This is a genomic window from Acidovorax sp. KNOB132, assembly GCF_057541515.1.
The window spans coordinates 1-6,228 of sequence record NZ_BAAJYT010000209.1; the positions used below are offsets into that span (position 1 = coordinate 1).

Annotated in this window: 6 protein-coding genes and 2 pseudogenes; 5 read left to right on the forward strand and 3 right to left on the reverse strand. The window is 69.7% G+C overall.

Going from position 1 to position 6,228, the window contains the following annotated elements; translation table 11 throughout:
- From AC27IO_RS18940 to AC27IO_RS18950, 3 genes are all read left to right on the forward strand, one after another.
- Positions 1-479, forward strand: a 479-nt coding sequence (locus tag AC27IO_RS18940) for an NAD(P)-dependent oxidoreductase (RefSeq protein WP_498740193.1), incomplete at its 5' end; no start/stop codon positions are given.
- A 56-nt stretch (positions 480-535) separates the two neighbouring features.
- Positions 536-1,336: a 4-hydroxy-2-oxoheptanedioate aldolase gene (gene hpaI, locus AC27IO_RS18945; RefSeq protein WP_284431527.1), complete on the forward strand. Its 801-nt coding sequence runs from the start codon at positions 536-538 to the stop codon at positions 1,334-1,336.
- Positions 1,337-1,548: 212 nt separating this feature from the next.
- Positions 1,549-2,235 (forward strand): IPTL-CTERM sorting domain-containing protein, encoded by a 687-nt coding sequence (locus AC27IO_RS18950; protein ID WP_498740195.1) that lies wholly within the window; start codon positions 1,549-1,551, stop codon positions 2,233-2,235.
- Positions 2,236-2,320: 85 nt separating this feature from the next.
- Here AC27IO_RS18950 and pmbA read toward each other — a convergent pair whose 3' ends face one another.
- A complete protein-coding gene (gene pmbA, locus AC27IO_RS18955; protein WP_284402734.1) occupies positions 2,321-3,730 on the reverse strand; it encodes a metalloprotease PmbA in 1,410 nt (469 codons plus the stop codon).
- A gap of 86 nt (positions 3,731-3,816) precedes the next feature.
- Here pmbA and yjgA point away from each other — a divergent pair.
- Together yjgA and mog are read left to right on the forward strand one after the other, a co-directional pair.
- Positions 3,817-4,481: pseudogene (yjgA, locus tag AC27IO_RS18960) on the forward strand (ribosome biogenesis factor YjgA).
- Positions 4,474-5,088: a molybdopterin adenylyltransferase gene (gene mog, locus AC27IO_RS18965; protein ID WP_284431524.1), complete on the forward strand. Its 615-nt coding sequence runs from the start codon at positions 4,474-4,476 to the stop codon at positions 5,086-5,088. Before yjgA ends, mog begins: the two are co-directional and overlap by 8 nt.
- Positions 5,089-5,194: 106 nt before the next feature.
- On the opposite strand, the gene cysE is transcribed toward mog, so the two are convergent.
- Both cysE and AC27IO_RS18975 read right to left on the reverse strand, forming a co-directional pair.
- Positions 5,195-5,980, reverse strand: a complete 786-nt coding sequence (gene cysE, locus AC27IO_RS18970) for a serine O-acetyltransferase (protein ID WP_284402731.1) — start codon at positions 5,978-5,980, stop codon at positions 5,195-5,197.
- Positions 5,981-6,025: 45 nt separating this feature from the next.
- Positions 6,026-6,228 (reverse strand): annotated as a pseudogene (locus AC27IO_RS18975) (RNA methyltransferase); the annotation flags it as partial.

The window sequence follows — 6,228 nt, forward strand, 5'->3', positions numbered from 1 at the left end:
CCGCGCGGCTGGCCGCCGCGCTGGGCGCGCAGGTGCTGGTGCTGCGCCCGGCGGGCCAGGCCGACGGCTTTGCCACCGAGCCGGACCTGCATGCCTTCCTGGCGCGCGTGGACATCCTGAGCCTGCACTGCCCCTTGACCGACCGCACGCGCGGCCTGATCGGTGCGCGCGAGCTGGACTGCCTGCGGCCCGGCAGCATTGTGGTCAACACCGCGCGCGGCCCGGTGGTGGAGGAAGCGGCCCTGCTGTCGGCGCTGCGCAGCGGCCACCTCGCCGGCGCGGGGCTGGACACCTTCGACACCGAGCCCCTGCCCGCGGACCACCCGCTCAACACCCTGCCCCAGGTGCTGATGACGCCCCACGTCGCCGGCGTGACGCGCGATGCCGCGCTGCGCGTGGCCACCGCCACGGCGCGCAACATCGTGGACCACCTGCAGGGCCGGCCGCTGCCGCCCGGCCACCTGCTGGCCGGGGTCTGAGCCCGGCCGGCTACCCTTCGTTCTTCTTCCCCTTCGCTTCACGCACGACCCGCACCATGCCCGCACACAACCCCTTCAAATCCGCCCTCGCCGCCCGCCAGCCCCAGATCGGCCTGTGGCTGTCGATGGCCGACCCGTACCTGGCCGAGGCCGCGGCCACCACCGGCTACGACTGGCTGCTGATCGATGGCGAGCACGCACCCAACGACGTGCGCAGCACCTTGGCCACGCTGCAGGCCGTGTCCGCGCAGCCCGCCCAGCCGGTGGTGCGCGTGGTGGAAGGCAGCACCGCGCTCATCAAGCAGATGCTGGACATCGGCGCGCGCACCCTGCTCGTGCCCATGGTGGACACGGCCGAGCAGGCCCGCGCCATCGCCGCCGCCACGCAGTACCCGCCGCACGGCACGCGCGGCGTGGGCAGCGCCGTGGCCCGCGTGTCGCAGTGGAACAGCCGCACGGACTACCTGCAGGTGGCCGACGACGAGGTCTGCCTGCTGGTGCAGGCCGAAACGGTGACGGCGCTGCAGAACCTGCCCGCCATCTGCGCGGTGGACGGCGTGCACGGCGTCTTCATCGGCCCGGCCGACCTGGCCGCGTCCATGGGCCACCGCGGCAACCCCGGCCACCCCGACGTGCAGGCCGCCATCGAAGGCGCCATGCGGACCATCATCGCCAGCGGCAAGGCCGCCGGCACGCTCACCTCCGATCCCGTGCTGGCGCAGCGCTACCTGGACCTGGGCTGCACCTTCGTGGCGGTGGGTGTGGACGTGCTGATGTTCGTCGGCGCGGCACGCAAGCTGCGCGCGCAGTTCGGCGGGCCAGCGGCGGTGCCTCCGCAGGCGGGTGCCGCGTATTGAAGGGTCCCCGCGGCGGAGGGTGCGGGCGCGCTGCGGCCCGCCGGGGAGATGGGGAGACGGGGACCATGCGGGGGGAACATGGGTGCCAATGCCATCGCGCGCCGCGCCAGGGGGTGGTTTCGAAATTGGCACCCACGCAACACTTACAAATTCGCCCCCGGTTCCGAATTAAACTTTCAGGCGGTAACAATTACTAACCCTTGGAGGCGGTTATGAGGAAAATCCTATTGGGCACCGTGCTCGCTCTGGCGGCAGGCACGTCGTTCGGTGCCACGGTCAACATCAACAGCACCGGCAACTACGCCAGCCTGCAGAACTACACGAACTGCACCACGACGCCCGCGAGCCTGTGCGCCAACTTCCTGACCACGAACAACGTCACCGGCACGTTCACGACGGCCGGCAACCTGCCGGCCAACGCCAGCAACCTGGAGATCGGCTCGACCGTCACCTCCTACAGCTTCTCCAGCGGCCTGGACACCGTGGCCTCCACCGACCCCAACGCCCGTCTGAACACGCTGCGCATCTCCACGGACGCCTCCGGCAACATCACGAACGTGAACCTGATGCAGGCCGTGCTGTGGATGACGGGCACCGCACCGCACACCACGGCGGACCGCTTCGCGGCCGTGATCGTCTCCGGCGCCACCAGCACCTCCACCCACAACTCCGGCTGCCAGAACACGGGCACGGGCAACAGCGGCGCGACCGATACCTGCCTGACATCGACCGTGACCGACACCTCGCGCAGCACGGCCAACAACGCCCCCGTGAGCTACGCGATGGCCGCGGCCGCGGTGACGGCATCGCCCATTCCCACGGTGTCCGAATGGGGCCTGATCCTGATGGCCTCGCTGCTCGGCATGTTCGGCATCGCCCGCCTGCGCCGCCAGCGCTGATCGGCTTTCGTTCAGCCCAACAAAAAACCCGCCGCTGGCGGGTTTTTTGTTGGGGCCGGCGCTTTCGGCACCGCTGCGTTTTGCATCAGCTGCCCGCCACCTTCATGCGGTTCACGAGGATCGAGCCCACGGTCTTGGCGCCGTAGTTGTAGGCATCGGCGCCCACGGCTTCGATGCCTTTCAGCATGTCCTTCAGGTTGCCGGCGATGGTGATCTCATGCACCGGGTAGGCGATCTGGCCGTTTTCCACCCAGAAGCCGCTGGCGCCACGCGAGTAGTCGCCCGTCACGTAGTTCACGCCCTGCCCCATCAGCTCGATCACGAACAGGCCAGTGCCCAGCTTTTTCAGCATGGCGTCGAGGTCGTCGCCCGCGCGGGTGCGGCGCGAGGTGAGCGTGAGGTTGTGCGAGCCGCCCGAGTTGCCGGTGGTCTTCATGCCCAGCTTGCGCGCCGAGTAGCTCGAGAGGAAGTAGCCCTCCACGCGGCCGGCATCCACCACCTTGCGGGGCGCCACGCGCACGCCTTCGTCGTCGAAGGGCGAGCTGCCCTTGCCGCGAAGAATGAACGGGTCTTCCAGGATGTCGATGTGCTTCGGTAAAACCGGCTTGCCCAGCGAGTCGAGCAGGAACGTGCTCTTGCGGTACAGCGCGCCGCCGCTCACGGCCTGCACGAAGCCGCCCAGCAGGCCGGCCGCCAGGGGCGACTCGAACAGCACGGGGCACTGCGTGGTGGGGATCTTGCGGCTGCCCAGGCGGCTCAGGGCACGTTCGGCGGCGTAGCGGCCCACCTGGGCGGGCGCGGCCAGCTCGCGCGCATCGCGCATGGAGCTGTACCAGGCATCGCGCTGCATGTCGGCATTCTTGCCGGGCAGCGCGGCGATGGGCGCCACCGACAGGCTGTGGCGCGAGCTGGCATAGCCGCCGCGAAAGCCGCGCGTGTGGGCGCTGAAGAAGTGGCTCTGCTGGGCCGATACGCCCGCGCCTTCGCTGTTGGTGATGCGGCGGCTGGTCTGCAGCGCGGCGGCTTCGCATTCCATGGCGATGCGCGCGGCCTCCTCGCTGGTGATGGCCCAGGGGTGGAACAGCTCCAGCTCGCGGTGCGAGTCCTCGGGGGCGATGTCGGCCTCGTCCGGCAGGCCGGCCACCGGGTCTTCGGCAGTGAAGCGGGCGATGTCGTAGGCCGCCTGCACGGTCTGCTCGATGGCGGCGCTGGAAAAGTCCGAGGTGCTGGCGTTGCCGCGCCGGTGGCCGATGTAGACCGTCACGCCCAGCGACTTGTCGCGGTTGCGCTCGACGTTCTCCAGCTCGCCCTTGCGCACGCTGACCGACAGGCCGCAGCCCTCGGAGGCCTCGGCGCCGGCGTCGGTGGCGCCCAGCTTCTTGGCGTGCGCCAGGGCTCGGTCCACGAGGTCTTCGAAAAACGGGCGGGTGTAGCTGAAACCGCTGTCGGGTGTCTTCGGGGCGGCGCCGGCGGCGCGTGGGCTGGGTGTATTCATATCGGCGGCTATGATACTTGCCGCCTTCGGCACCAAGGTGCCGAAGCCTGTATGGGCACACACGTGCCCCTCCCATTGCCCCCACCATGTCACGCAAACCCAAAAAAGGCTACTACGTGCGAGGCCAGTTCGTTGCCGAAGGCAGCGAGCTGGACATCGAACTGAAAGCCGAGCTCAAAGGCACGCACGAAGCGAGCCGGACCGACCTGAAGCGCGAGAGCGATGCGCTGCAGAAGCTCGGCGAAGACCTGCTCACGCTGCGCGCCGACCTGATGGAACGCCTGCAGCTGCCCGAGAAGCTGCGCGACGCGCTGGCCGAGGCCCGGCGCATCACCAACTTCGAGGGCAAGCGCCGCCAGATGCAGTACGTCGGCAAGATCATGCGCCAGCTCGATCCCGCCGCCGTGGCCGCCGCCCAGGCGCGCTGGACGAGCAGCACAACGGCTCGGCCGCCGAAAAGCTCGCGCTGCACGCCTCCGAGCGCTGGCGCGACCGGCTGATCGCCGACGACGCCGCACTGCCCGACTGGCTGGAGCGCTTTCCGCGCACCGACACGCAGCAGATCCGCGCGCTGATCCGCCAGGCGCGCAAGGATGCGCAGCCCGAGGGCAAGACCGCGAACGTGCAGGTGTCCGAGGGCCTGGCCCCGCGCAAGGGACGCGCCTACCGCGAGCTGTTCCAGCTCGTGCGCGAACAGATGGAAGACGCGGCCACCCACGCCCGCCACGAAGAGACCGGCCGCGATGCCTGAGGCCGTGGCACCTGCCGCGACCGGCGGCTTCGAGCCGGTGCGCATCGGCATCGTCTCCGTCAGCGACCGGGCCAGCACCGGCGTCTACGAGGACAAGGGCCTGCCCGCATTGCAGGACTGGCTTACCCGCGCGCTGCGCAACCCCATCGCCTTCGAGCCCCGGCTGATCCCCGACGACCAGGCCACCATCAGCGCCACGCTGATCGAGCTGGCCGACACCGCCGGCTGCAGCCTCGTGCTGACCACGGGCGGCACGGGCCCCGCCCTGCGCGACGTGACGCCCGAGGCAACGCTGGCCGTGGCCCACAAGGAGATGCCGGGCTTCGGCGAGCAGATGCGCCAGATCGGCCTGCGCTTCGTGCCCACGGCCATCCTCTCGCGCCAGGTGGCGGTGGTGCGCGGCAGCACGCTCATCGTCAACCTGCCCGGCCAGCCCAAGGCGATTGCGGAAACGCTGGAGGGCCTGCGGAGCGAGGACGGCAGCCAGATCGTGCCGGGCATCTTCGCCGCGGTGCCCTACTGCATCGATTTGATCGGCGGGCCGTACCTGGAAACGCACGACGCGGTGTGCAAGGCGTTCCGGCCGAAATCGGCCGTGCGGCGCTGATGCTATATTTTTTATAGCATAACGCCCTAGTATTTATTGTGCTGCAGGCCTTTTTGGCTTGCACACCGAAGCCGGGGCCGCCACCGGCCACCTGCCAACGCGCCGGCTACTTCCCCACCAGCTCGTTGAGCTTGTCCGCCTGGAACTGCTCCTCGCGCGCCGCGTCGCAGGGCACGCAGTCCTTGGCCGGTGCCTGCGGGTTGGCCGAAAGCTTTTCGATGGCCTGCCACAGCAGCGCGATCTGGTGCTCCTGCGACGACGCGTTGTCGATCAGGCCGCGCATGGCCTGCGAGAGCGGATCGTCTTCCTGCGTGATGCCGTAGGCAGTGAAGGGGCGCGCGGCCTGCGGCTCGGTCACGTCGGCGCTCTGGCCGGCCTTGGAGGGGATGATGCGGGCCGGGATGCCCACGGCCGTGGCGCCTGGCGGCACAGGCTTGATGACCACCGCGTTGCTGCCGATCTTGGCGCCGTCGCCCACCTCGAAGCCGCCCAGCACCTTGGCGCCGGCGCTCACCACCACGTCCTTGCCCAGCGTCGGGTGGCGCTTGGCGCCCTTGTAGAGCGAGGTGCCGCCCAGCGTCACGCCCTGGTAGATGGTGCAGCCGTCGCCGATCTCGGCGGTCTCGCCGACCACCACGCCCATGGCGTGGTCGAAGAAGACGCGCTCGCCGATCCTGGCGCCCGGGTGGATCTCGATGCCGGTCATCCAGCGCGCGAAATGCGAGATGAAGCGCCCCAGCCACGGCAGGCCGTGGCGCCAGCACCAGTGCGCCGGTCGGTGCAGCCAGATCGCGTGCAGGCCGGGGTAGCAGGTGACCACCTCCCAGGTGCTGCGCGCGGCGGGGTCGCGGTCGAGGATGCACTGGACGTCGGAGCGCAGGCGGGCAAACATGGGGTGGTGGGGCGTGGGGGCGCAGCGGAAAAAGAGCCGCCGAGTCTAGCGCTTTGCCTGCGCGGCGCCGGTCATGGCCTTGGCGACACCGCGCAGGATGTGGATTTCCTCGGGCGTGAGTTGCGCGCGGTTGAACAACTGGTTCAGGCGCGGCATGAGCTTCTTGGGCGCGGCGGGGTCGAGAAAGCCGATGTCCACCAGCGCGCGCTCCCAGTGCGCCAGCATGCCGGCCACCTGCGCGGCATCGG